17 protein-coding genes are annotated in these 21,474 nt (G+C 59.3%); 3 read left to right on the top strand and 14 right to left on the bottom strand.

Annotated elements, in window-relative coordinates; all coding sequences use genetic code 11:
- Window positions 1–7: 7 nt before the first annotated feature.
- The 7 genes from K6U75_06565 to K6U75_06535 form a co-directional block, all read right to left on the bottom strand.
- Window positions 8–1,555: an MBL fold metallo-hydrolase gene (locus K6U75_06565; GenBank protein ID MCL6474698.1), complete on the bottom strand. Its 1,548-nt coding sequence runs from the start codon at window positions 1,553–1,555 to the stop codon at window positions 8–10.
- Window positions 1,556–1,672: 117 nt separating this feature from the next.
- Window positions 1,673–2,497 (bottom strand): ABC transporter permease, encoded by an 825-nt coding sequence (locus K6U75_06560; protein MCL6474697.1) that lies wholly within the window; start codon window positions 2,495–2,497, stop codon window positions 1,673–1,675.
- Complete coding sequence (locus tag K6U75_06555; protein MCL6474696.1) at window positions 2,497–3,522, bottom strand: zinc-binding dehydrogenase; 1,026 nt, start codon at window positions 3,520–3,522, stop codon at window positions 2,497–2,499. The genes K6U75_06560 and K6U75_06555 overlap by 1 nt, the downstream gene beginning before the upstream one ends.
- 19 nt (window positions 3,523–3,541) lie before the next feature.
- Window positions 3,542–4,465, bottom strand: coding sequence for an ABC transporter permease (locus tag K6U75_06550; GenBank protein MCL6474695.1), 924 nt, complete (start codon window positions 4,463–4,465; stop codon window positions 3,542–3,544).
- A 4-nt stretch (window positions 4,466–4,469) separates the two neighbouring features.
- On the bottom strand, window positions 4,470–5,444 hold the full coding sequence (gene corA / locus K6U75_06545; GenBank protein ID MCL6474694.1) for a magnesium/cobalt transporter CorA: 975 nt from the start codon (window positions 5,442–5,444) through the stop codon (window positions 4,470–4,472).
- 48 nt (window positions 5,445–5,492) lie between these two features.
- Window positions 5,493–6,407 carry an amidohydrolase family protein gene (locus K6U75_06540; protein ID MCL6474693.1) on the bottom strand — a complete coding sequence of 305 codons (915 nt, stop codon included), beginning with the start codon at window positions 6,405–6,407 and terminating at the stop codon, window positions 5,493–5,495.
- Window positions 6,404–8,479, bottom strand: coding sequence for a prolyl oligopeptidase family serine peptidase (locus tag K6U75_06535; GenBank protein MCL6474692.1), 2,076 nt, complete (start codon window positions 8,477–8,479; stop codon window positions 6,404–6,406). Before K6U75_06535 ends, K6U75_06540 begins: the two co-directional genes overlap by 4 nt.
- 253 nt (window positions 8,480–8,732) lie before the next feature.
- On the opposite strand from K6U75_06535, the gene nadB reads away from it, so the two are divergent.
- Window positions 8,733–10,325 (top strand): L-aspartate oxidase, encoded by a 1,593-nt coding sequence (gene nadB / locus K6U75_06530; GenBank protein ID MCL6474691.1) that lies wholly within the window; start codon window positions 8,733–8,735, stop codon window positions 10,323–10,325.
- A gap of 69 nt (window positions 10,326–10,394) precedes the next feature.
- Here nadB and K6U75_06525 read toward each other — a convergent pair whose 3' ends face one another.
- From K6U75_06525 to K6U75_06515, 3 genes are all read right to left on the bottom strand, one after another.
- Window positions 10,395–10,697 (bottom strand): hypothetical protein, encoded by a 303-nt coding sequence (locus K6U75_06525; protein ID MCL6474690.1) that lies wholly within the window; start codon window positions 10,695–10,697, stop codon window positions 10,395–10,397.
- A 123-nt stretch (window positions 10,698–10,820) separates the two neighbouring features.
- Window positions 10,821–12,122 (bottom strand): TrpB-like pyridoxal phosphate-dependent enzyme, encoded by a 1,302-nt coding sequence (locus tag K6U75_06520; protein MCL6474689.1) that lies wholly within the window; start codon window positions 12,120–12,122, stop codon window positions 10,821–10,823.
- A gap of 77 nt (window positions 12,123–12,199) precedes the next feature.
- A complete protein-coding gene (locus K6U75_06515; GenBank protein ID MCL6474688.1) occupies window positions 12,200–12,880 on the bottom strand; it encodes a hypothetical protein in 681 nt (226 codons plus the stop codon).
- Window positions 12,881–12,975: 95 nt separating this feature from the next.
- On the opposite strand from K6U75_06515, the gene larC reads away from it, so the two are divergent.
- Entirely contained in the window at window positions 12,976–14,169 is a 1,194-nt protein-coding gene (larC, locus tag K6U75_06510; protein ID MCL6474687.1) for a nickel pincer cofactor biosynthesis protein LarC, read from the top strand.
- Entirely contained in the window at window positions 14,150–15,142 is a 993-nt protein-coding gene (rsgA, locus tag K6U75_06505; protein MCL6474686.1) for a ribosome small subunit-dependent GTPase A, read from the top strand. Before larC ends, rsgA begins: the two co-directional genes overlap by 20 nt.
- Before the next feature lie 9 nt (window positions 15,143–15,151).
- Here the strand turns inward: rsgA and K6U75_06500 are convergent, their stop codons facing one another.
- From K6U75_06500 to K6U75_06485, 4 genes are all read right to left on the bottom strand, one after another.
- Entirely contained in the window at window positions 15,152–18,457 is a 3,306-nt protein-coding gene (locus tag K6U75_06500) for an NPCBM/NEW2 domain-containing protein (GenBank protein ID MCL6474685.1), read from the bottom strand.
- Window positions 18,458–18,461: 4 nt separating this feature from the next.
- A complete protein-coding gene (locus K6U75_06495; GenBank protein ID MCL6474684.1) occupies window positions 18,462–19,316 on the bottom strand; it encodes a CehA/McbA family metallohydrolase in 855 nt (284 codons plus the stop codon).
- A gap of 147 nt (window positions 19,317–19,463) precedes the next feature.
- Window positions 19,464–20,999: a cryptochrome/photolyase family protein gene (locus K6U75_06490; protein MCL6474683.1), complete on the bottom strand. Its 1,536-nt coding sequence runs from the start codon at window positions 20,997–20,999 to the stop codon at window positions 19,464–19,466.
- Between the two features lie 21 nt (window positions 21,000–21,020).
- Window positions 21,021–21,461: a hypothetical protein gene (locus tag K6U75_06485; protein ID MCL6474682.1), complete on the bottom strand. Its 441-nt coding sequence runs from the start codon at window positions 21,459–21,461 to the stop codon at window positions 21,021–21,023.
- Window positions 21,462–21,474 lie beyond the last annotated feature (13 nt).

The raw sequence follows: 21,474 nt of genomic DNA, 5'->3' as shown, positions 1-21,474 counted from the left end.
GGGCAAGTCAAGATGCCCACCTGTCACTGGCTCTGAAGGGGTCCACGCCCTCGTTCGGGTCATCGTAGGGAAGAAGGTCTTTCAGCAAAGATACCCGCTCCCTCAAGGTCTCACGCCACCTCTTCAGGTGGGCAGGCGACGGAGCGAAAGGCGTGTCCACATGACAGTTGAAAAGCATATCAGGATGTATATTTTCCAGCAGCTGCAGGCAGAAATCGTAGCCCACACCTTCGCCCAGCAGGTTGCGGTTGAAGGCGCAGTAATCATCCAGTCCGGTCGGTGTCAGCGAGTCGCCGCAAAAGAAGAGGCGCAGACCATGACCTTCCACCAGCAGTCCGCTGTGGTACAGGCTCTGCCCCGGGAAGTGGTAAGCGGTCAGGGTAAACTCCTGCCATCGCCACGAGTCACCGTGCTTCACCACACGGTCTACCGATATGGCAAACGGGGAAAGACACGGCAGTCGCCATGCATCGGGTTGAGCCACCACCTGCGCTACCGATTCTTCAGCGATGACGGGGCAACCGAAATGCTGCCGAAATTGGGGAATGCAGTCCACGTGGTCATCGTGGTAATGGGTTATCCAGAGCGCATCTAACGATTTCACCTCACCCAAAGACAGCCAGTTCTCCACCTGCTGGATGACCTCCTCACAGCCACAGTCCATCACCAGCAGGTGACCGCTGTCGCTTCGTACCATCCAGCTGGTTCCCACGTGGTGCAAGAAGGGCGGAGTGGGCAGGGAAGGAGCGACGGCAACAGGCTTTGCGGTGGAAGACTGCTCACGCAGCAGGTCGGGGAAGTAGTACCACAGCGCGGATGTGGAGAGGTAGTTCTCGTAGAGAGCGTGCAGACGGGCTTCCAGCAGGTCTATCGCGCTTCTGGGGTCGCGGATGATGTTACCATGTGAGGGGACGAGCACCGTCGCGCCTGCCGATTCGATGCGGCGCAGGCTGGCAATCATCTCGCGCCATGCGCTCATAAAACCGTGGTAGTCGCTCAACCCACCGAACCCCTTTTGCAGGCTGTATAAATCCACTATCTGTCCCTCATCGAATATCAGGTCGCCGCAGAAAGCGATGCGCTGTCCATCCACATCCAGCAGGTAGGTCACGCTACCGTCGGTATGACCCGGGGTATGCAGGGCGGTGATGCGGGCAGGCATCCATTTCAGCGTATCGCTATCGACGAAGGTGCGATGTATCGGCACAGGTTCGGTAAGCACGTTCTGGGGATGGAAGTGGTATACATGCCAGCGGTTTTTGGGGTCGCTCCAGTAGGCATCTACCTCCTCAAACAGCGCACGTTCTGCCTCCGGGGCACCTGTCCAGCCACCTCCAGCCAGCACACGAGGCGCACCGTACGCCTGGTCGCGGTGGTGATGGGTGAACAGCACGCCGTCCACCCAGCGGATGCCACACCCTTCGAGTGTGTCCATCACGGAGCCATCTCCAACGTCGATAAGCAACGCCTCTTCACCACGATGGATGACGCCAACGTTCACCGCACCGCGATGGATAAACAGGTGCTGGCTGATAGCGGTTAATGTGGTAGACATGGTAACTCCTTTTGCACGTGTCTCTGCACCACCATCATAGCGAGAAGAGTCATGGTTCGTCAAGCGTGATTGTTGCCGCGCCGTCCAGTCTCGGATGGGTGGGTTCACGCCGCCTTGTCAGTGTCTTTGTCTCCGGGGGTCCCAGATATCGCGTAAGCCGTCGCCGAGAAAGTTCAATGCCATCACTGTGAGCGACAGCATGACCGCCGGGTAGACCAGCAACATCGGGTGGCTGCGCATGAGCTGACGAGCGTCATCAATCATCCGCCCCCACGAAGGTGTCGGCGGTTGCGCCCCTAATCCCAAGAAGCTGAGCGCGCTCTCCGCCAGTACGACGCCCGCCGAGTCCACCGTCACCGCCACCACGATCGTCGGTAACAGGTTGGGCAGGATGTGTCGCCACAGGATTCGGAAATGACTCAGCCCGATGGCGCGGGCGGCTTCCACAAATTCGCGTTCCCGCAGGGCGAGCGTTTGCGAACGTACCACCCGCGCCATGCTGGGCCAGCCCGTGAGTGCAAGAGCGATGAACACGTTATGCAAGCCCGGTCCCAGTATCGCCACTATCAGTATCGCCAGCAGGATGTCGGGGAAGGCGAACATCATATCGGTGAAGCGCATGATGACGGTATCCCACCTGCCGCGAAAGTATCCTGCCAGTAAGCCCAGCGTCACGCCGATAAGCACCTCCAGCAGTTCGACCTGTAGCACCACCGTGAGCGACACTCGCGCCCCGTACACCAGACGGCTGAACACGTCACGTCCCAGCTCGTCGGTGCCCAGAAGGTGTACATCGGACGGCGGCTGCAGTACCGCCGAAGCGTCCTGCGCGTCGTAGCGATAGGGCGCGATAATGGGTGCGAACAGGGCAATTGCCGCCACGAAACACAAGTACGCCAGCGACGCCAGCGCCAGCGGATGTCGCTTCCACTCACGCCACATCAGGCGGGATCACCCCACGGATAGAGCATTACCTTTCCACAGTCGCCCGCCAGCTGCAATTCCCAGGCGTCCTGTACACGGCTTAGTGGAAAGCGGTGCGTGATCATCTTGTCCAGCAGGTGTCCCATCGCGCGGATGGTCTGCATCATACGTGGAGTATCGGCAAGATTCCAGTGCCAGATGCCATGTACCACCAGCCCCTTGCGCAGCAGGTCGTTGCTCACGTGTACGGTGAACTCGCCTGCCTCTGCGACGAAAGCTACCTGTGCGCGCCGGCGTACGGCGTTTATCATGAAACGTTGCGCCTCCGGCGTTCCGGCGCATTCCACCGCCTTGTCCACACCTTTACCGTCTGTCAGGTTCAGAATCTGCTGCATCGCAGTGGGGTCGTTGGGGTCTATTGCCGCAGCAGCTCCGAGCTCCAGCGCGAGATTCCGGCGATAGGGATGCGGTTCTACCGCAATGACCTTCGCGCCCCTGTACATGGCGTTGACTACGCCCCCCAATCCTACCGGTCCCATACCGGTGATTAACACAGTGTCATAGGCGTTAATGTTCAGGCGTTGCATCGCGCCGAACGTGGGTCCCAGTCCGCAACATGCCATGCTTGCATGTTCAGTGGACATGTCATCAGGTATAGGGATGAGCAGCCAGTCTTGCTTGAGGATATACTGCGCATAAGTTGCGGTGCCTGCGCTGTTGCCGGTGAGTTTCAGGATGTCCAGATTGTTCAGACAGTACACGTAGTCGCCCGCGAGGCAGTATCTGCAGGTTCCGCATGGATACTGTGGCATCACGACCACGCGGTCGCCCACCTTCACTCTGCCCGGCTGTGCGACTTCTACCACCTCTCCTGCCGCTTCGTGCCCAAGCACGTCGGTGACGTGCCCATCGCGATACAGTTTGTATTCGGTGCACATGGGGGTCTTGTGGATTTTGACTACCACCACGTCGCCCCATGCGTGGGGCGTTTCGCGCTCCACCAGCTGTGCCTGCCTTTTGCCAGTGATGGATGCTACTTGCATGGAATGTACCTCCTCCCTTTTACGCACGGAGTCGTACTCTCGGGTCTAACCGCGTATACAGAATGTCTACCAGCAGGTTCACCGCGATAAACAGAAACGCGAACAACAGCGTTGTTGCCTGAATGACGGGATAGTCACGGCGCAGAATCGCTTCGATCGATTTGTATCCCACACCAGGCACGGCGAACACTGTCTCCACAATGAACGAGCCCGTTAACAGATAGCCAAAGGCATTGCCGATGACCGTGACCACCGGTAACAGGGCGTTGGGCAGGGCATGTTTGAAGATGACAAAGGGTTCGGGTACGCCTTTGGCGCGGGCGGTACGGATGTAGTCCTGCTGCAGCACTTCCAGCATGGATGTGCGGGTGAAGCGCGCGATGCTTGCCGAAGGTCGCGCTGCCAGCACCAGCACCGGCAACACTACATACTCCGGCGCACCCCAGCCCGCTACGGGAAGCCAGCCCAGCCGCACTGACACCAGCAAAATGAGTAGCGTCGCCAGCACGAAATTGGGCACGGAGATGCCCAGCACCACGCCTGCCATGCTGAGCCGGTCGGGGAGACGATTATGCCAGACCGCCGCCACGACGCCCGCCGGTATGCCAACGGTTATCGCCAGCAGGATTGCCAGTACTGCCAGAGTGGCGGTTGCAGGAAACGACTCGCGGATGATGTCGCCGACGGGTCGCCGGTTATACAGCGAGATGCCGAAATCCCCACGCACCGCGTTCCAGACAAACCGTCCATACTGCATCCACCACGGCTGGTCCAGCCCCAGCTCACGACGTACCTGCGCCACCGCCTGCGGGTCGGAACGCTCTCCCAGAATCATGCGGATAGGGTCGCCTGGTGCGAGGTAGCCCATGATGAAGGTGAGGAAAGAGATGAGTAGCAGGGTGGGTATTGCCTGCAGCAGGCGCGATAACACGTACCGTACCATGCTTCTATAACCACCCCTTGCGTTTGAAAATGTATAGTTCCACCACGGCTACCAATAGCATCATTGCGCCTGCAAAGGGATAGCCCGCTTTCCACTGCAGTTCGGGCATGTAGTCGAAGTTCATGCCATAGATGCCAGCGATGAGTGCAGCAGACATCAGCACGGTGGAAATGACGGTGAGGATGCGCATGACCTCGTTCAGCCGATTGGAGACCACCGAAAGGTAGGCGTCAAGCACACCGGCAAGGATGTCACGGTTGAGGTCAGCCAGCTCTGCAATGCGCAGGGTATGGTCGTAAACATCCTGCAGGTAGGGAACCACCTCGTCGGGGATTAGTTCCATATCGCGACGCAAGAGCGCATTTAGGATGTCACGCAGAGGGGTGATATGCTGGCGCATCTCCAGTAATCTGCGCTTCACCCGCAGGATATCCGCAACCTGTACGTCGCTGCTGCCCGCGAAGATAGCGTCCTCCAGGTCGTCCGATTTCTCTTCCAGCGTATCCCCGAGCGGGAAGTACTCGTCGACGATCGCGTCGAGCAGGAGATGCAACAGGTGAGCGGAAGTCCTGCCTACTTTCTCAGGCTGTGATGTCCACCGCCCGAACCAGTGTTCTATCAGCGGCACGGGTTCGGTATGCACGGTCACCAGGAAGTGTTTCCCCAGAAAGAAACCCACCTCCGTGTAGACTTCCTCACCGTTTTGTTGCTGCACTGCGTGAGCCGTCAGGAATAGCACGTCTTCATGCCGTTGAAGGGCGGGGCGTTCGTAGGGGCTGAGGGCATCTTCCACCGCTAAGGGATGGAAGTGGAAAGTCTGTCTCAAAAGCATCGCAGCCGCCCGCGTATCGTGCGCTGTAATATCCACCCACAGCAACCCCTGCCTGCTGCCAAAAGCCCGAACAGCCGCATTTTCTTCCAGAAGGACGAGGGCGTCAGGCGGCAACCAGTAAGCCGCTTTCAGTTGGTACGGAGGCATCTGTTCATGCATCGTCTTCAAGGTGAACCTGTATTCGTGACACGGGGCTTAGCGCTCACTGCTCCAGCGTTTCAGCACTTTCAGCGCGTTCCTGTACGTGATTTTATCAAAAACCTCCTGGGAGATGTCGCCGCTGGCGAGACGTTCCTTCAGGTAGTTCAGGTGAGGCATTCGCCCTTCCTCGTCTGCAAAGCACACATCGGTACCAAATATCAGTTTATCCTGAAACTCGTTCAGGAATCGAATGCCGTAATCGGGGTCGCGGGTAAGCGCATTGTAGCCGCTACCTGCAGAGATGTCCGCATACAGGTTGGGAAAGTCGCGCAACAGCTTCGGAATCATTCCCTCGCCTCGGACGGGCCCCTTTGGGTAGCCGAGCAGGTCGGCGGGGCTGACATCCGCGCTGATTTGCGCCCAGAAACCCGGTCCGTGCCCGATGATGATGGTGTCAGGAGACTGTTGCACCAGGTTCAGCAGGTGAGGCGAGCCCGGCTCGTCGATCAGTCCGTACTGCCCCTCGGCAAAACCGGTAGCGTGAATGGTCACAGGGAACTGCCATTCTCCGCACTGGTGGAACAGGTTCACCACGCGGGGATCGTCGTAGAGCAGGTTTGCGCTGATTTCGCCAATGCCCACATAACCCATCTCCACGAATCGCTGGAAGAGCCACGAAAAATCTGTTTTAGAACTGTTTCCCCCCCACCGGGGGTCTACGTTGCCAAAGGGAATGATTCGCTCGGGATAGCGACGGGCTGCTCGGACTTGAGATATGACATCGGGCTGGGGCTGGAAAAGCCCGGGAAACTGCACATCATCGGGTGAGGCTGGCCATGGGAGCAGAACCGCTTTAACGATGCCTTCGTCATTCAGGCGGGCTATCAGGTCTTCAATGGTAATCGGTTTGCGATGCATGTTGCTCGGGGAGCGCAGGTCGCCGATATGGGTGTGCATGTCGATAATCACTCCTTGGGTACCTCCATGCCGAGATGGTACATGGCAAATGCCAGCACGTCTGCTTCCTCCTCAATCACCAGGGAGGTCGGTTTTCCCGCGCCGTGTCCGACACGAGTCTGGATTCGGATGAGCACAGGAGCGTCTCCTGCCTGCACCTCCTGCAGTCTCGCCGCGAACTTGAAGGAATGGGCCGGCATCACCCGGTCATCGTGGTCGCCGGTGGTGATGAGCGTGGCGGGATAGCGCACACCTGGTTTCAGGTTATGCAGAGGCGAGTATGCGTACAGCGCCCTGAACATCTGCGGGTCGTCGCTGGTACCGTAATCCTCTTTCCACGCCGAGCCAATCGTAAATTTGTGGTAGCGCAGCATGTCCATGACACCGACAGCGGGCAGGGCAACTGCGAACAGGTCGGGTCGCTGGCACATCACCGCGCCCACCAGCAACCCGCCGTTGGATCCTCCACGAATCGCCAGTTTGCGTGGGCTGGTATAGCGACGGTCTATCAGGTACTCCGCCGCGGCGATGAAGTCGTCAAAAACGTTCTGCTTGCGCTCTTTTGTACCCGCCTGGTGCCACTCCTCACCGAATTCGCCGCCCCCGCGCAGGTTGGGCACTGCCAGAACGCCTCCCTGTTCCAACCACACGAGGTTACTCACAGAGAAATGGGGAGTGATCGAGATATTGAACCCCCCATATCCAGTGAGCAGAACCGGGTTCTCGCCGTTGAGTTGCAAGCCTTTGCGATGAGTGATAAACATCGGCACACGCGTACCATCTTTGCTGCGGTACCACACCTGTTTCGTCTCGTACTGTATTGGCTCCAGTCCCTCTATGTGAGGTGCGTGAAAGACGGTGCTTTCGCCAGTGCGGGCATCGTACCGGTAGATAGTGTAAGGATACACAAACGAGGTAAATCCGTAGAAGAACTCGTCCTGATTGCGTCTGCCGACAAAGCCGCTGCACGTGCCCAGTGTGGGCAGAGGGATTTCTTTCACGAAATCGCCCTTGAGGGTGTAGATTTGTACCCTGCTGGTCGCGTTGTGCAGGGTAACCACCGCCATCTGTTTGCCCATAAGCGTCACTGCCTGCAAAGTGTCTTCGCCTTCAGGCAGGATTTGCTTCCAGTGTGTCCTGTCGGGCTGACGCAGGTCAATGGCGATGACCTTGCCACGCGGTGCATCGAGGTCGGTGCGGAAGTAGAAGAGCGTGCCATCGTTGCCTAAAAACTGATAGGATGCTTCAAAACGGTCTATCAAAGGTTGCGCCGGAGCCTGCACCTGGGGCTGGTTCGGACGCTGCAGGTCGATCACATAGACCAGGTTTTTAGGTCCGGCTTCGGTAACCCCCACCACGGCGTATCGTCCATCCTCACTCACCACGATGGAGAACCGCCATTCAGGCTGGTCCGGTCGTTCCAGGATGAGCAGGTCTTGCGATTGCGGCGTGCCGAGCCGGTGATAGTAGACCTTCTGATTCAGGTTGGGATGCCACATCGGGTTAGAGTTCTTGGGCGGTTCGGGATAGCGGCAGTAGAAAAAGCCCTTACCATCCTTTGTCCATGCGATGCTGGAGAACTTTACCCAGCGCAGCTCGTCAGGCAGGTCCTCTCCCGTTTCCACCGACCGCACGCGGATTGTTTGCCAATCGGAGCCAGCATCCGACAATCCGTAGGCGAGCCAGCGCCCATTGTCCGAGACGGATACGCTGAAGACCGATACCGTGCCATCGGGTGAGAGCAGGTTCGGGTCGAGCAACACACGCGGTTTGCCCTTCAGTGTCGGCTGCCAGTAGAGCACAGACTGATTCTGTAGCCCGTCGTTCTTAAAATAGAAGTAGCGCCTGCCCCGTTTGAACGGGATGCCATACCGCGCGTAGTTCCATCGTCGGGTGAGGATGCGTTGTAGCGGTTCGCGATGAGGCAGGTTGCGCAAGTAGGGCAGTGTCAGAGCGTTTTGTGCATCAATCCACGCCTTTGTTTCGGAAGAGTCGGTATCTTCCAGCCAGCGGTAAGGGTCAGGCACGAGAGTGCCGTGATAGTCGTCTACCACATCGACCTTCTTCGTCTCCGGATAGCGCATAGATTGTGCTGTTGCCTCTACCGCCAGCAGCGCCAGCAAAAGAATACAGAGGACCTCTATCGTCACATACATATTCTCCGAAACTCCTTGCACCGTCTTTGACGTTATTATACGAATACCAAATCGAATTGGCAACAGGTATAGTACAATCAAAGAGAGGTGGTGCGAGTGATGTGGACCATCCGCGGTATTTTTGACGGCAAGACCAGGGGTAAAATGCTGATACTATCTGCCGGGGGTTGAAAAGGTTGACATGGTAGCTCACACTACCGATTTTATCGTGATTGGCAGCGGAATCGCAGGTCTAACCTTCGCCCTGCGTGTGGCGGAGCAGGCGGAAGTGCTGGTCATCACTAAGAAGGAGCGCAGCGAGTCCAACACCAACTATGCGCAGGGTGGCATCGCGGGGGTGCTGTCGCCGGAAGATACGTTTGAACTGCACGCTCAGGACACGTTGAACGCGGGGGCGGGGCTGTGCCATGAGGATGCGGTGCGCGTGCTGGTGCAGGAAGGTCCTGCCCAAATCCGTCGCCTGATAGAATTGGGCGCGCGTTTCGACATGGAGCGAGACGCGCACGGCAACCCCGTGCTGGCTCTGGGACGCGAGGGAGGACACTCGCGCAATCGCATCGTGCACTATGCCGACCAGACGGGCTGGGAGGTCGAGCGCACCCTGCTGGAAGCCACTCGCCACCATCCGCGCATCGCCATCTACGAACACTTCTTCGCCTTAGACCTCATCGTCCGTGACGGAGAGTGCGTCGGGGTGTGGGTGCTGAATACCCATTCCGACGAACCAGAGGCGTTTTTCGCGCGGGCGGTGCTGCTGGCAACAGGCGGCTGTGGACAGGTGTATCCGCATACCACGAACCCGCCCATTGCGACCGGCGACGGCATTGGCATGGCATGGCGAGCAGGCGCGTGCATCGCTAACATGGAGTTCATGCAGTTTCATCCCACCACCCTGTACCACTCTGGTGCGCGCAGCTTCCTTATCTCCGAAGCCGTGCGCGGCGAGGGAGCGGTGTTGCGTTTGCCCGATGGCACGCCCTTCATGGAGAAGTATCATCCGATGAAAGACCTTGCGCCGCGCGACGTGGTGGCGCGTGCCATCGATGCCGAGATGAAGCGGCTTGGCATCCCATGCGTGTATCTGGACATCACTCACCGCCCGGAGGAGTTTCTGCGCCAGCGGTTTCCTGTGATCTACAGCAGGCTGCAGAGCGTGGGCATCGATATGGCAAGGGAGTGGATACCCGTTGTGCCTGCGGCACATTACATGTGCGGCGGCGTGCAAACCGACCTGCACGGCAGGACTTCAATCCCCCGCCTTTATGCAGCAGGCGAAGTCGCCTGTACGGGCGTACACGGTGCAAACCGCCTTGCCAGCAACAGCCTGCTGGAGGCTCTGGTGTTCGCCGATCGCGCCGCACTCCATGCACTGGAGGTGGGTTGGAGCCTGCCCCAAGCCGACCATGTGCCCACACTGGAAGCCCTCTCTCTGGCAAGCGGTGTTCCGGACGAGGTGGAACAAGAAGCTATCCGCCACCGGTTACATCTGGTCATGCACGAGAAGGTAGGCATCGTGCGCAGATTGGCATCTCTGGAAGAGGCGGCGCGGATGTTGCTACGCATCGAGCAGCAGGCTCAGGCTGCGATGCAAAAGGCTCCTCAACGGGTGGAAGCATGGGAGGATTGGAACCTCGCTATGGTGGGCAACCTGATTGTGCAATGTGCACTGCGCAGGCATGAGAGCCGCGGCTTACATACCCTGATGGACTTTCCTGAGCGGGATGACGTGAACTTCAGGCGAGATACGATATTGTGCAAAACCTGTAGTGGATAACGCGTCCGTGCCGTGCATACAGAAGTGGCGCTGGCTACCGACTCGGCAGGAGCCTCGCCCGCTGTGCACTCAGCCTATCTCGTCGAGGTTCCACACAAACATTTTGAGGGGTAAATGGCGTGCGCTGCGCTGTTTGCGCAGAACATCCAGCCCTTCGCGGATCCTCGGTACGCAATGCGAAGGAACGGCACACAAAACCACGCTGTTTAAACCGGGCCAGATGGGAGTGTTCTCGCGCGGACCGCTTTCACCTTTTCCTGTGGCATCTTGCAGTACCGTATAACCCGGCGCGCCTGCTTCGTCAATGATTTCCTTTACCCGATGCGTCACACCCGCGTCACACACAATCAACACCATTTGCATTTCCGTCATTCCAGTGCCTCCTGAGAGATGTACAGAGTCGGAGGGACATGCTCTGTCGTAACCAGCGTCCGCGATGCACCAGAACGCTTGTATGCTAAATGGACAGAGCCTTGCCCTCCAGAATCACGCACGCTATACGTCCTGCAACGAGCCGGACAGGTATGCTTCGTAGGCAGTAAGGTCCAGCATCCCGTGACCGGAAAGGTTGAACAGGATGACCTTCTTTTCGCCCGCTTCACGCGCCTGGATGGCTTCATCGAACGCTGCGCGTACGGCGTGTGCCGATTCCGGTGCGGGAATGATGCCCTCCGTGCGGGCAAAGGTTACCGCTGCCTCGAACACCTTCGTCTGGGGATAGGCAACCGCCTCGATCAGCCCCAGATTGTACAGATGGCTCACCAGCGGCGCCATGCCGTGATAGCGCAAGCCTCCGGCGTGGATCTTGGGCGGCATGAAGTCATGTCCCAGTGTGTACATCCACAGCAGGGGAGTGGTCATTGCCGTGTCCCCGAAATCGTAGCGCAGTTCGCCCTTCGTCATCGAGGGGCACGCGCTTGGTTCCACCGCCACCACGCGGTACTGTTTGCCTTCCGTGATTTTCTGGCGCACGAACGGAAACGCCAGACCGGCGAAGTTGCTGCCGCCGCCGACGCAACCGATAATCACATCCGGCTCCTCACCTGCCATCTCCATCTGCTTCAGGGCTTCCAGCCCTATCACCGTTTGATGCAGGCAGACGTGGTTCAACACGCTCCCCAGTGAGTACCGTGTGTTCTTCGACCGCACCGTGTCCTCTATTGCCTCGCTGATCGCGATTCCCAGACTACCGGGGCAATCGAGATCCTCTTTGAGCAGCTTGCGCCCGAACTCGGTTTGGTCACTGGGGCTGGGGTAAACGGTCGCGCCCCATGTTTCCATCATCATCTTGCGGTAAGGCTTCTGGTAGTAACTGACCTTTACCATGTACACGGTGCATTGCAGACCAAACAGACGGCAAGCGAAAGCCAGCGCAGACCCCCACTGTCCCGCACCCGTTTCGGTTGCCAGGCGTTCCATTCCCGCTACCTTGTTGTAATACGCCTGAGCAACGGCGGTATTGGGCTTGTGGCTGCCGGCCGGGCTGACGCCTTCATACTTGTAGTAGATATGTGCAGGAGTTTGCAGAGCCTTTTCCAGCCGGACAGCACGCAGCAGGGGGGTAGGTCGCCACAGCGCATATACTTCCCGAACCGGCTCCGGAATCTCCACCCAGCGCTCCGGACTGAACTCTTGCATCACCAGATTCTCCGGGAAGATGGGGAACATGTCATCCGGTTTGATGAGTTGGTGAGTAGCCGGATGCAGAGGTGGTGGCAGAGGCTCCGGCAGGTCGGTGAGAATGTTATACCAGTGCGTCGGAATATCCGCCTGGGTCAATGTGAAATGAGTCGTCATACCCACTGACAATCCTCCTTGTAGTTACTGGACATCATTATAAGTTGTTTACGTGATTTCGTCAAATGGCGCCGGGTCTATGGTGATGGCTTCTGCTCCTCATTGGAGGGCGTTACCGGTTTTCCCGCCTCGCCCTGCAGGATTTGCCGGAGCTTCTGCTGTTGCTCCGCCGTCAGGATTTTATTCACCTTCTCGTCTATTTGTTTGCGCAACTCCGCGAGCTTTTGCCTTTTCTGTTGTTCGCTCCAGCCTTCCTCCCGCGCCTGCTTTTCAATGGCACGGATGCCCGCGCTCTGCTCACGCATCACTTGCAGCAGCTGGTCGCTCTGCTCCTCGGTGAGTTTCAAAGCGACAGTGAGCCTGTCCACCAGCATCGACTCGGGGTCTATCTGGCGCAACTTCTGTAACTGCTGAGGCGTCAGCACAGATTCCAGCTTCTTCTGAAGGTTTCTGCGCAGGTCACGCAGCTTCTCCTGGCGCTCTTTCGCAGAGATTTTCTGTTGAAGCACTTCTGCATAGCTCGCGTTATGCTCTGCATAGACCTGTCGAAGTTTCTGCTCCTGCTCGGGGGTCAGCGACAGCAGCCTCAGGAGCATCGATACAGGCGGGAGCGCGGGGTCCGCGGATGCCGTACGGGTAAAGGATTGTGGCGCTTTGGTATCCGATGACTGTTTTGTGGCCTCCTGTCCGGATGACGCTGTCGTGCAGAGAAGCGTTATGACGACGATAACCATCTGCGTCCACTGCAAGCCTTTCATGGGTGACCTCCTTCCGAAAAGGGAAAACTGCCTCCTGTCGCTAAGTGTATCATACAACAAGCACGCGGACAACGGCAAGATTCGCGGGTGAGGGGATGAAAATCGCTTATTTCGACTGCTTTTCCGGTATCTCGGGCGATATGGCGCTGGGGGCACTGCTCGACGCAGGCGCGCCAGAGGACAGGTTGCAGGAGGTGTGGAATAGTGTGCCCCTGAAGGGCTGGAGTTACCGTATCGAAAAAACAACCGTTAACGGAATAGAAGCGACGGACGTTTCCATCCTCTGCGATGGGGCGCAACCTCATCGCCATCTATCCGACGTGCTGGAGGTTATCGAGCAAAGCACAGCATCGGTGCGTGCAAAACAGTGGGCAGGCGCAGTGTTTCGTCGGCTGGCGGAGGCGGAAGCACGCGTGCACGGTACGACGCTGGAGCGCGTGCATTTCCACGAAGTCGGGGCAATAGATGCCATTGCCGACATTCTGGGCGTGTGTGTGTTGCTGGATGTGCTCGGCGTGGATGCGGTGGAATGTTCGCCTCTGCCGATGTCGCGCGGGTTTGTTCAGGCGGCACACGGGGTGATACCGGTACCTCCGCCCGCGGTGATGGAACTGACCCAAGGAGTAGAAGTGGTCCCCGATGACGCTGTGCAGGGTGAGACGGTAACCCCAACGGGAGCCGCCCTGATGGTGACTCTGGCGCGAAGATTCGGTGGGTTTCCTCGCATGAGGGTAGAGCAAGTGGGTTACGGCGCGGGCAAGAAGCGATTCGAGTCGCGGCCGAACCTGCTGAGGGTGGTCGTGGGAGAGGCGGTACCAGAGCTGCCTCTACAGGATACGGTGCTGATTGAGGTCAACATAGACGATATGAATCCGGAGTGGTATCCCGCAGTGCAGCAGAAGCTGTTCGCAGCGGGAGCGATGGATGTATATTACCTTCCCATAGTGATGAAGCATGGACGTCCCGCCACGCAGCTGAGCGTGTTATGTGAGCCCGGCAGGGAGATAGCCCTGCTGGAGACTCTTTTCCGTGAGACCACTACTTTTGGGGCGCGCTTTAGCCGATGGCAGAGGTTGTGTCTGGAACGGCGGTGGGAAACGGTGCAAACCCGTTACGGAGAGGTGCGGATGAAAATCGGCATCTGGAACGGCAGGGAAGTGACCTCCTCGCCGGAGCATGCGGACTGTGCAGCGCGCGCCGCAGAGTGTGGTGTGACGCTGAAAGAGGTCTACACGGAGGCGGTGCGACGGTATCGCGAAGGGCGTACCGATGACAACGACAACGCATAGGCTAAAGGGTGTCGTCATCCGCGCCAGCGCGGGCAACTATACCGTCTTTCATGAGGGGCATGAGGTACTCTGCACCCTGCGGGGCAACCTGAAAAAGGAGCTGGTGATGACCGAAAGCGCCAGCCGCGCCCCGCGCGTGATTCTGGCAAAGCGCAAACGACTGACCAACCCCGTCGCCGTAGGGGACACGGTGTGGTTCCACTACACCACCTCGCATCAGGGCGTCATTACCGAGGTGGAACCCCGTCGTTCGGCAGTAGTGCGTTTCATCCCTCGCACCAAAGAGGTGCAGGTTATCGTGGCGAACATCGACCTGCTGCTGGTTGTCTTCTCGGTACTGGAGCCGCGCCTGGACCCCTGGCAGCTGGACAGGTTTCTGGTAGCTGCATACGCGAACGGATTGAATCCCGTTATCGTGGCGAACAAGTGCGACCTGCCCATCGAGGCTCAGACGGAACACCATCTGCAGGTATATGCCCGCTGCGGTTATGAAGTGTGGCGGCTGAGCGCGACACGGGGCGACGGCATCGCCGACCTGCGCGAACGGCTGCGAGGACAAATCGCTGCGGTGTGCGGACCGTCGGGGGTGGGGAAGAGCAGCATCCTGAACGCCCTGCAGCCCGGACTGGGGCTGAAGGTAGGGCAGGTTGGCGAGACCACGCACAAAGGCAGACATACCACCACCCTGGCGCAGCTTATCCGGCTGGGAGAGGACAGCTGGATTGCAGACACGCCGGGTATGCGTAACTTTGAGCTGTGGGCAGTGGACGCCGAAACCATCTGGCAAGCCTTCGCAGAGATACGCCCTTATCTGGGCGAGTGTTACTTCCCCGACTGCCAGCACGACACCGAGCCTGATTGCGCGGTGAAAGAGGCGGTAGAGCAGGGGAAGGTTGACCGCCGACGGTACGAAAGCGCGCTGCTGCTGGCGAAGGAGGCGCAGGAACGCCAGCAAGCCGTGTGGGATAGGTAGCATCGCCCGTTACTTCAGACCAAGTGAACGGAACATTTCGCGTATCTGCTGGTCTCCGGTAATCTGGACGAGCGCGTCCACAACACGCCTGTGTTTTTCGTTTTCGGGGAGGTCTTTCAAGTTGAGCTTTCCCGCGCGGTTCTGGCGGAACAGCTCTGCCCACACGCCCACGCCGTAGCGTTGCGCGATGGTATGCAGTACGTTGTGCATCATTGCTTCGCCCAACATGCGTTCCTCAGCAGAACGCTCTCGAAACTCCTTCTCCGGCAGCCAGATGGGATTTGTCTGTCCGGAATATCGCTTGCGGAACTGCTGCGCCCCGGGACGCAGCGAGCGGCGATACCATATATCCGGATACGCCGTATCGCCCGCCACCTTGCCCTGCTCTTCTATCCAGATAATCGCGCCCATGAGTAGCCAGTAGGGGAGATTCTCTCCGACACCGCTCAGGAAGACCCATTTCAGCTCGTGCGCTTCCACGCCATCTCCTCCCGCTTCGTAGCGCAGGTTATAGGGTCCCACACGTCCCGTGCAGGCAATCCACGTCTCGGATTGAGGGCCACCCCAAGTGGCTCCACCATAACCCGACAGCTGCGCCGGCGCGGTAAGCGAGACGAACAGCGCATCCTCTGGCTCATAGCCACCGACCACCTGCCGCTCGCGGTCGTAGATACGCATTAACAGCGCGAGGTACTCCGGAAGCCAGCGGCGGTAGAATGGCGTGTCAGGGATATGAACGGTCATGCGTCGGTAGGAGGCTGTAAGCCAGCGCGTGTCCAGCTGCGGGTGTTTGGCAGTAACGATGACCACCCTGTCGGAAGGCACACGGAAGTTCAAAGTGGACACATCCCGCGACTGCGGTTCGGGCATGACCTGCTGGAGGTCGGCTGTGCCCTGCGGCAGCTGCACGGCCAAATCTATCTCTCCCGTCGCCTTGCCCAGCCCTGCCAGCGAGCGGAAATAAAAATGGTCTTTGCGTTCGCCACCGTAGCGGGTCATCGGCACGTTGTAAGCGGCGTCCAGCCAGCGGAAGCGCACCGTTGCCTGGTCGGCGGTTGGATGCAGCAATAACACCTGCGCGTGACGCAACTCCAGTCGCGAGAGGTACTCATACACCGGAGGCAGTAGCGAGTATTTTGCTCCTTCAACGACTAACTCGTCCGCCGTCAGGGGCACTGGCAGCGCAACAGCGCCAGACGCGACCACCTCTACCTCGGCGGAACCGTCGGTGCGCAGACGGTATGTCCACTTCTGGCTCGGCGCGTCTGGCTTCTGGGGCAGGTGACGCAAGCTCAGCGCAAGGTGGAATGCGCCCTCGACGCCGTCGCGAGTCGAGTCGTGCTGAACTAGCAGGCGGTACCGCCCCGCCGCCGTCTGGTACTCCACCAGCGGGAACCCCTGTGGCTCGCCATCGGGCGTGCACCAGACGGTCTGCCACTCCCCTCGAACGTGCTGTTGCAACTGCACCGAAACCGCCAGCCCTCGCGTGTCGACGCGCCCCTGCAGCCACCATGCATCGCGTTCGCGCGGCACGGTAAAGTGCAACTCACCCGTTTGAACATCGTCTTCAGGCGCGGATGGCTTCAGGTGCAGACGCACGATGCCCTGTGTCAGCGAGGCGATGTCGGCGTTGGGTGGAGCCGGGGGTGGCAGGCGAAACTCAAACTCAGGGCGGTTGTCGTCCAGCTGGCGATACAGTTCCGCGATGCGCTGCTTAGCCTGTCGGCGCAAGGGCAGGTCGGCGCGGGAGATTTCGACCAGCCGCTTCCACGCTTTGAGTTCGATGTCGGCTCTACCTGCAATCTTCGCCATTTGTGCCCGCAGGCGATAGATGTGCGGGTTCTCGTCGTCCAGCCGCCACGCGATGGCAAGACGTTCAGCCGCTTCGGCGGTCTTGCCCGCTTTCAGCAGGGTTTCCGCCTCACGCACGAGTCGCTCAGCGCGGGCGATACTTGTCAGTGCTGACCCGTAACTGTCAAAGATCAGCTCGGCGGGAGCCTGCATCCGGAAGGCTGCGCGCGCCGACGGCAGTTCCTTCGTGCTCGTTCTCATGTCGGAAGTCGGGAAGTGGTATACCTGCACTGCGTCATGTCCCGCTCTGTCCAGCAGGTAGGGAAGGTTGGTCACGCGCAATGCATAAGAACCTTTGCGCTCCGCCACCGTTCCGCCCACATACACCTCGTCACCGAGATTGCCATCGCCTGCCACTTCAATGACAACCCGCAGTGGCGCGCTGCTATCCAGCGCCACCGCCGACAGCTGAACGACGCGGCTGGCGGTTAGCAGTGGGGTGCGCGCCCGCAGATGCTCGCCTTCGTAGACCGCCACATAGCTGGTCGCGCGCGCCGCGCTCGGCGATTGCCTTACCGCGCACCACAGGCTCAGGGTATACCGTGCAGCAGGTGGAGGCGCAGGAAGTGATCGGGCGGTGTTGCTGAACGGATGGCGATACGTCACCTGTACCTCGCCTTGCGCGGATGAGATGCCCGCATAAGGCATACCATCCAGAACCGGCAGGTCGCCAGCGTCAGCGGACAGGTTCCATCGGATGCGGTCGGGAATCCACTGGCTTAACAGCACGGTACCCCGTGCGGTGTGCGCCCGCACGCCCCGCCACACGGGATGTGAAAACAGCGGCTTGTCGTTCACGCTGGTCAGCCGAATTTGTATGCTGTCGTTGGGCGAGACGGTGATTGGCAGGCGTTCCACCATCTTGCCGTTCCGCAGAAGCTGCGCACCATGCAGGTTGCCCTCGATGCGCAACCACTGTAACCGCTGTTGCGCCGCGCGCTCCTCGGCGTCCAGCTCAGTCTCCCGCTGTTGCCACTGCTCGTACCAGTCCACATAGCGCATCTTCGAGCCAGAGATAGTGCCCAGCCCCCGCAGGTAGACACGCCCGCGCAGCTTCATCGGCTGTCCCACGATGTTGCGGTCTTTGCGCGTGGTAATCCACTCCTGCAATACCTGCTCCTTCAGGTCGCTCAGCCAGATGGTGGTCTGTCCCGAATCGTCCTGGATGCGCGCGTCGCACCAGTTGCCCCAGTCGCCCCCGTGGCCGTCGCCAGTGTCGGCGACCTCCAGCGTCAGCACATCCTCGCGTTTTAAGGGAACATGCAGCGTGATGGGATTGTCGCCCGGTTTCATCACGGGGCTTTCGTAAACCTTCTCCTCGCCCACGAACACGCGGAAGATTGCTGCGCCGGGTCTGCCCAGCACGGCATCATCCACGCCGATGGTGGCGCGGAAATGCCAGATCTCTTGCGAGAAAGCAGTGGTGGTTACGAAGAACAGCAGCAAACCAACAAACGTTCTCATCCGATTACTCCAGAAAGACTGGTTGTGTCCACGCGCGAGATCCTGCCTCGCCAATTGCTTCCACGCGGGCATACTTTCTGGCTTTGTCGAGCGAGAACGAAGCCACGCTCCCAGCAACATGTTCCACTACCTCACCGTGCAGAGAGATCAATCGCATCTCCTTCGCGTTTGTGGCGCGTACCCGATAATAGCCGTCCTCTACTGTTATCTCTTCCAGCACGACGCCTGTGGAGGCGTAGAAACGTCCCTCTTTCAGCGCGTTCAGCACCGCTTCCTTGCTACGCTCGCGCACGTTCACCGCGTTCCATGCGCTTCCTATTTGAAAGACGCGGTGAGTGTCTTCGTTGGCGTATCCCCACACCTGTTTGCCTTCCGAAAGCAGAAGGTCCCAGCGGTCGAGTGCATACGGACTGCCCTCCAGATACTCTATCACGTTGTTGTAGATTTCGATGCCGTGATAGCGTTCCAGTTGGATCATTTGTGCGTTGCGCCAGTGGTCGAGGTTTTCGCCCCAGTTGGGGTGATTGAGAATAACTAAACCACCCTCCTGTCGGGTAAGGTCTATGACCGATTGGTAGCTGAGGTCGTGGGGTAGGGTAGAGGTCACGTTCACCCGCAGGATGTGCTGCTGTGCGCTGTGTTCGACGCCAGGCAAGAAAAGAATGTGTGGATGAAGCCCGTTCGGAGAGGCGACTATATCGTGGTCGGTCAGTGCCACAAAGTCGTATCCTCGCTTTGCGAAGGCGTTCAGCGTATCATCGGGGGATAGTTCTCCATCGCTGAGGGTCGTGTGCGCGTGCAGGTTGCCCCTCAGCCAAAGCGAATGCCGTTGCGCGTATGGGTTGTGTTGTATCGGCATAAGGTCTCCTGTGCCCTCACTCCCAACCCTTTCCCGACGCTGCGGGAGAGGGGTGAAAACGGCTGTATTCTTGCCCGGCTTTATTGCTTGTCGGGCCTCCCCACGTCTTTTCCCGAAACTGCGGGCGTTTGATGCAAAAGATACGGCTCAGTTGTCAGGAGCATTATACCTTATTCGTCTAGCTTGCCCTCGTATCGCTGTGCGGTCTGCCTCGCTGAGACGGCGCAGGTTGCGCACCTGCTGCCCCACGCGCGGATGGTTCTCAAACAGTGCCTCGTGGCGCATCAGGAAGTCCCAGTACAGCGTGGTGAACGGGCAGGCGTCCTCGCCCACGGCGCGGTCGGGCTTGTAGCGACACCCCGCGCAGTAGTTGCTCATCCGCTGGATGTATTTTCCGCTGGCGATGTACGGCTTGGAAGACATCAGCCCGCCGTCGGCGAACTGCGACATCCCGTACACATTCGGCAGCTCTACCCACTCCACCGCGTCCACGTAGATTGCCAGATACCAGGCGTGAATCTGCTTTGGTTGCACACCCAGCAGCAGCGCATACAGCCCCGTGACCATCAGCCGCTGGATGTGGTGCGCAAAGCCGTAGCGCAGCGTCTGTCCAATCACCTCGCGCAGGCAGTTCATGTCGGTCTCGCCCGTCCAGTAGAAGTCGGGCAGGTTCGCGTCGGCGTGCAGCGCGTTGCGCTCCAGGTACTCCGGCATATACAGCCAGTAGACGCCGCGGATATACTCGCGCCAGCCCAGCAGCTGGCGCACAAAGCCCTCCACGCTCTGCAACGGCGCGTGTTTTTGATAGTAGGCGTCCAGCGCCTTCTGGATAGCCACGCGCGGGTCGAGCAGTTTCAGGTTGATAGCCGACGACAGGCGCGAGTGGTACAGGTACGGCTCGCCTGTCCACATTGCGTCCTGATAGGGTCCGAAAAGCGGCAGGCGGTTTTCGATGAAGTCGTCCAGTGCGCGTTCGGCGTACTCCGGCGTGACTGCCCAGTCGAAGTCGCGCAGGCTGCCGGGGTGGCTGGGGAAACGCGCCTCCACCAAGCGGATCACCTCTTCCGTGATGGCGTCGGGCATAAAGCGCACGGGCTGGGGCACAAGCCCTGGACCCTGCTTGCCGAAGGCTTCGCGGTTCTCGGCGTCATAGTTCCACGCGCCGCCGACGGGCTGCTTGCCCTCCATCAGGATGCCCGTGCGCTGGCGCATCTCGCGGTAGAAGAACTCCAGACGCAGCTGCTTGCGTGTGGCGGCGTGCTGGCGAAACTCGTCCAGCGTCATCAGGAAGTGGCGGTCGGGGCGCACCTCCAGCGGCACACCGAGTTCGCGTGCTGTCTGCAACAGGCTCTGTTGCACGCGGTACTCGCCTGGCTCGACGACGATGAGTTTCTGGGGCTGGTGCGTGCGCACGGCGCGGGCAAGTTCGGTGGCGAAACTGCCGCCGTTGTGGGGGTCGTCCAGTGCGTGGTAGTGAACCGTGTATCCCTGCTGGCGCAGCCAGTCGCGGAAGTGGCGCATCGCGCTCAGGAAAATGGCGATTCGCGCCTTGTGGCTCCACACATGGGTTGCCTCTTCCGCGACTTCCGCCATCCAGACGGCATCGCAATTGGGGTCAAACCCATCCAGCGCGGCAGAGCGTCGGTCTAACTGGTCGCCCAGTATCAGCACGAGATGGCGCATCGGACGGGAGAGCAGCCGAGCCTATTTTAGCCTTGCTTTCTGCTTAATGGCTGCCAGTTCCTTTTCTGTTACGGCTTTCACCGACCCATCTGCGTAAGCGACCAGATACTTTTTGTCCTTGTGCGGCACTGCGTCGTACAGCACCACCACATCGCTCATCTTCGGGTGCATGCTGGCTGGACGCCACGTGATGTGCGGGTTGGTTTTGTAGTCCTTGCGCGTGACGGGGCAGGTCAGCACGTACTTGTCCGCTGCGTAGGGTTGCAACGCCTCGCTGAGCTTCTGGGCGGTGGTAGCGGGCGGGAACATGTTGTCCCACTCCTGCAGATACATCTGTACCGCCTTCAGCGCCTTCTTCATGTGGGCACTGCACTTCTGACTATCGGGCGAGACCTGCGCCCATGCCAGGGTGAGAACGACGACGGTCGTCGCCGTCACAACCGCGATTCGTTGCCAGTTCATCGTATGGTTACCT

The sequence above is a fragment of the Bacillota bacterium genome (assembly GCA_023511455.1).
GTDB lineage: Bacteria > Armatimonadota > HRBIN16 > HRBIN16 > HRBIN16 > HRBIN16.
Note: the sequence above shows the minus strand (reverse complement) of the source record. Positions and strands in the feature narration are given on the sequence as shown.

What these genes read in the sequence shown, in the direction of transcription:
- K6U75_06565 (MCL6474698.1), bottom strand. Translation starts at nt 1,555, where the DNA reads ATGTCTACCACATTAACCGCTATCAGCCAGCACCTGTTTATCCATCGC.
- K6U75_06560 (MCL6474697.1), bottom strand. Translation starts at nt 2,497, where the DNA reads ATGTGGCGTGAGTGGAAGCGACATCCGCTGGCGCTGGCGTCGCTGGCG.
- K6U75_06555 (MCL6474696.1), bottom strand. Translation starts at nt 3,522, where the DNA reads ATGCAAGTAGCATCCATCACTGGCAAAAGGCAGGCACAGCTGGTGGAG.
- K6U75_06550 (MCL6474695.1), bottom strand. Translation starts at nt 4,465, where the DNA reads ATGGTACGGTACGTGTTATCGCGCCTGCTGCAGGCAATACCCACCCTG.
- corA (MCL6474694.1), bottom strand. Translation starts at nt 5,444, where the DNA reads ATGCCTCCGTACCAACTGAAAGCGGCTTACTGGTTGCCGCCTGACGCC.
- K6U75_06535 (MCL6474692.1), bottom strand. Translation starts at nt 8,479, where the DNA reads ATGCGCTATCCGGAGACGAAGAAGGTCGATGTGGTAGACGACTATCAC.
- nadB (MCL6474691.1), top strand. Translation starts at nt 8,733, where the DNA reads ATGGTAGCTCACACTACCGATTTTATCGTGATTGGCAGCGGAATCGCA.
- K6U75_06525 (MCL6474690.1), bottom strand. Translation starts at nt 10,697, where the DNA reads ATGACGGAAATGCAAATGGTGTTGATTGTGTGTGACGCGGGTGTGACG.
- K6U75_06520 (MCL6474689.1), bottom strand. Translation starts at nt 12,122, where the DNA reads ATGACGACTCATTTCACATTGACCCAGGCGGATATTCCGACGCACTGG.
- K6U75_06515 (MCL6474688.1), bottom strand. Translation starts at nt 12,880, where the DNA reads ATGAAAGGCTTGCAGTGGACGCAGATGGTTATCGTCGTCATAACGCTT.
- larC (MCL6474687.1), top strand. Translation starts at nt 12,976, where the DNA reads ATGAAAATCGCTTATTTCGACTGCTTTTCCGGTATCTCGGGCGATATG.
- rsgA (MCL6474686.1), top strand. Translation starts at nt 14,150, where the DNA reads ATGACAACGACAACGCATAGGCTAAAGGGTGTCGTCATCCGCGCCAGC.
- K6U75_06500 (MCL6474685.1), bottom strand. Translation starts at nt 18,457, where the DNA reads ATGAGAACGTTTGTTGGTTTGCTGCTGTTCTTCGTAACCACCACTGCT.
- K6U75_06495 (MCL6474684.1), bottom strand. Translation starts at nt 19,316, where the DNA reads ATGCCGATACAACACAACCCATACGCGCAACGGCATTCGCTTTGGCTG.
- K6U75_06490 (MCL6474683.1), bottom strand. Translation starts at nt 20,999, where the DNA reads ATGCGCCATCTCGTGCTGATACTGGGCGACCAGTTAGACCGACGCTCT.
- K6U75_06485 (MCL6474682.1), bottom strand. Translation starts at nt 21,461, where the DNA reads ATGAACTGGCAACGAATCGCGGTTGTGACGGCGACGACCGTCGTCGTT.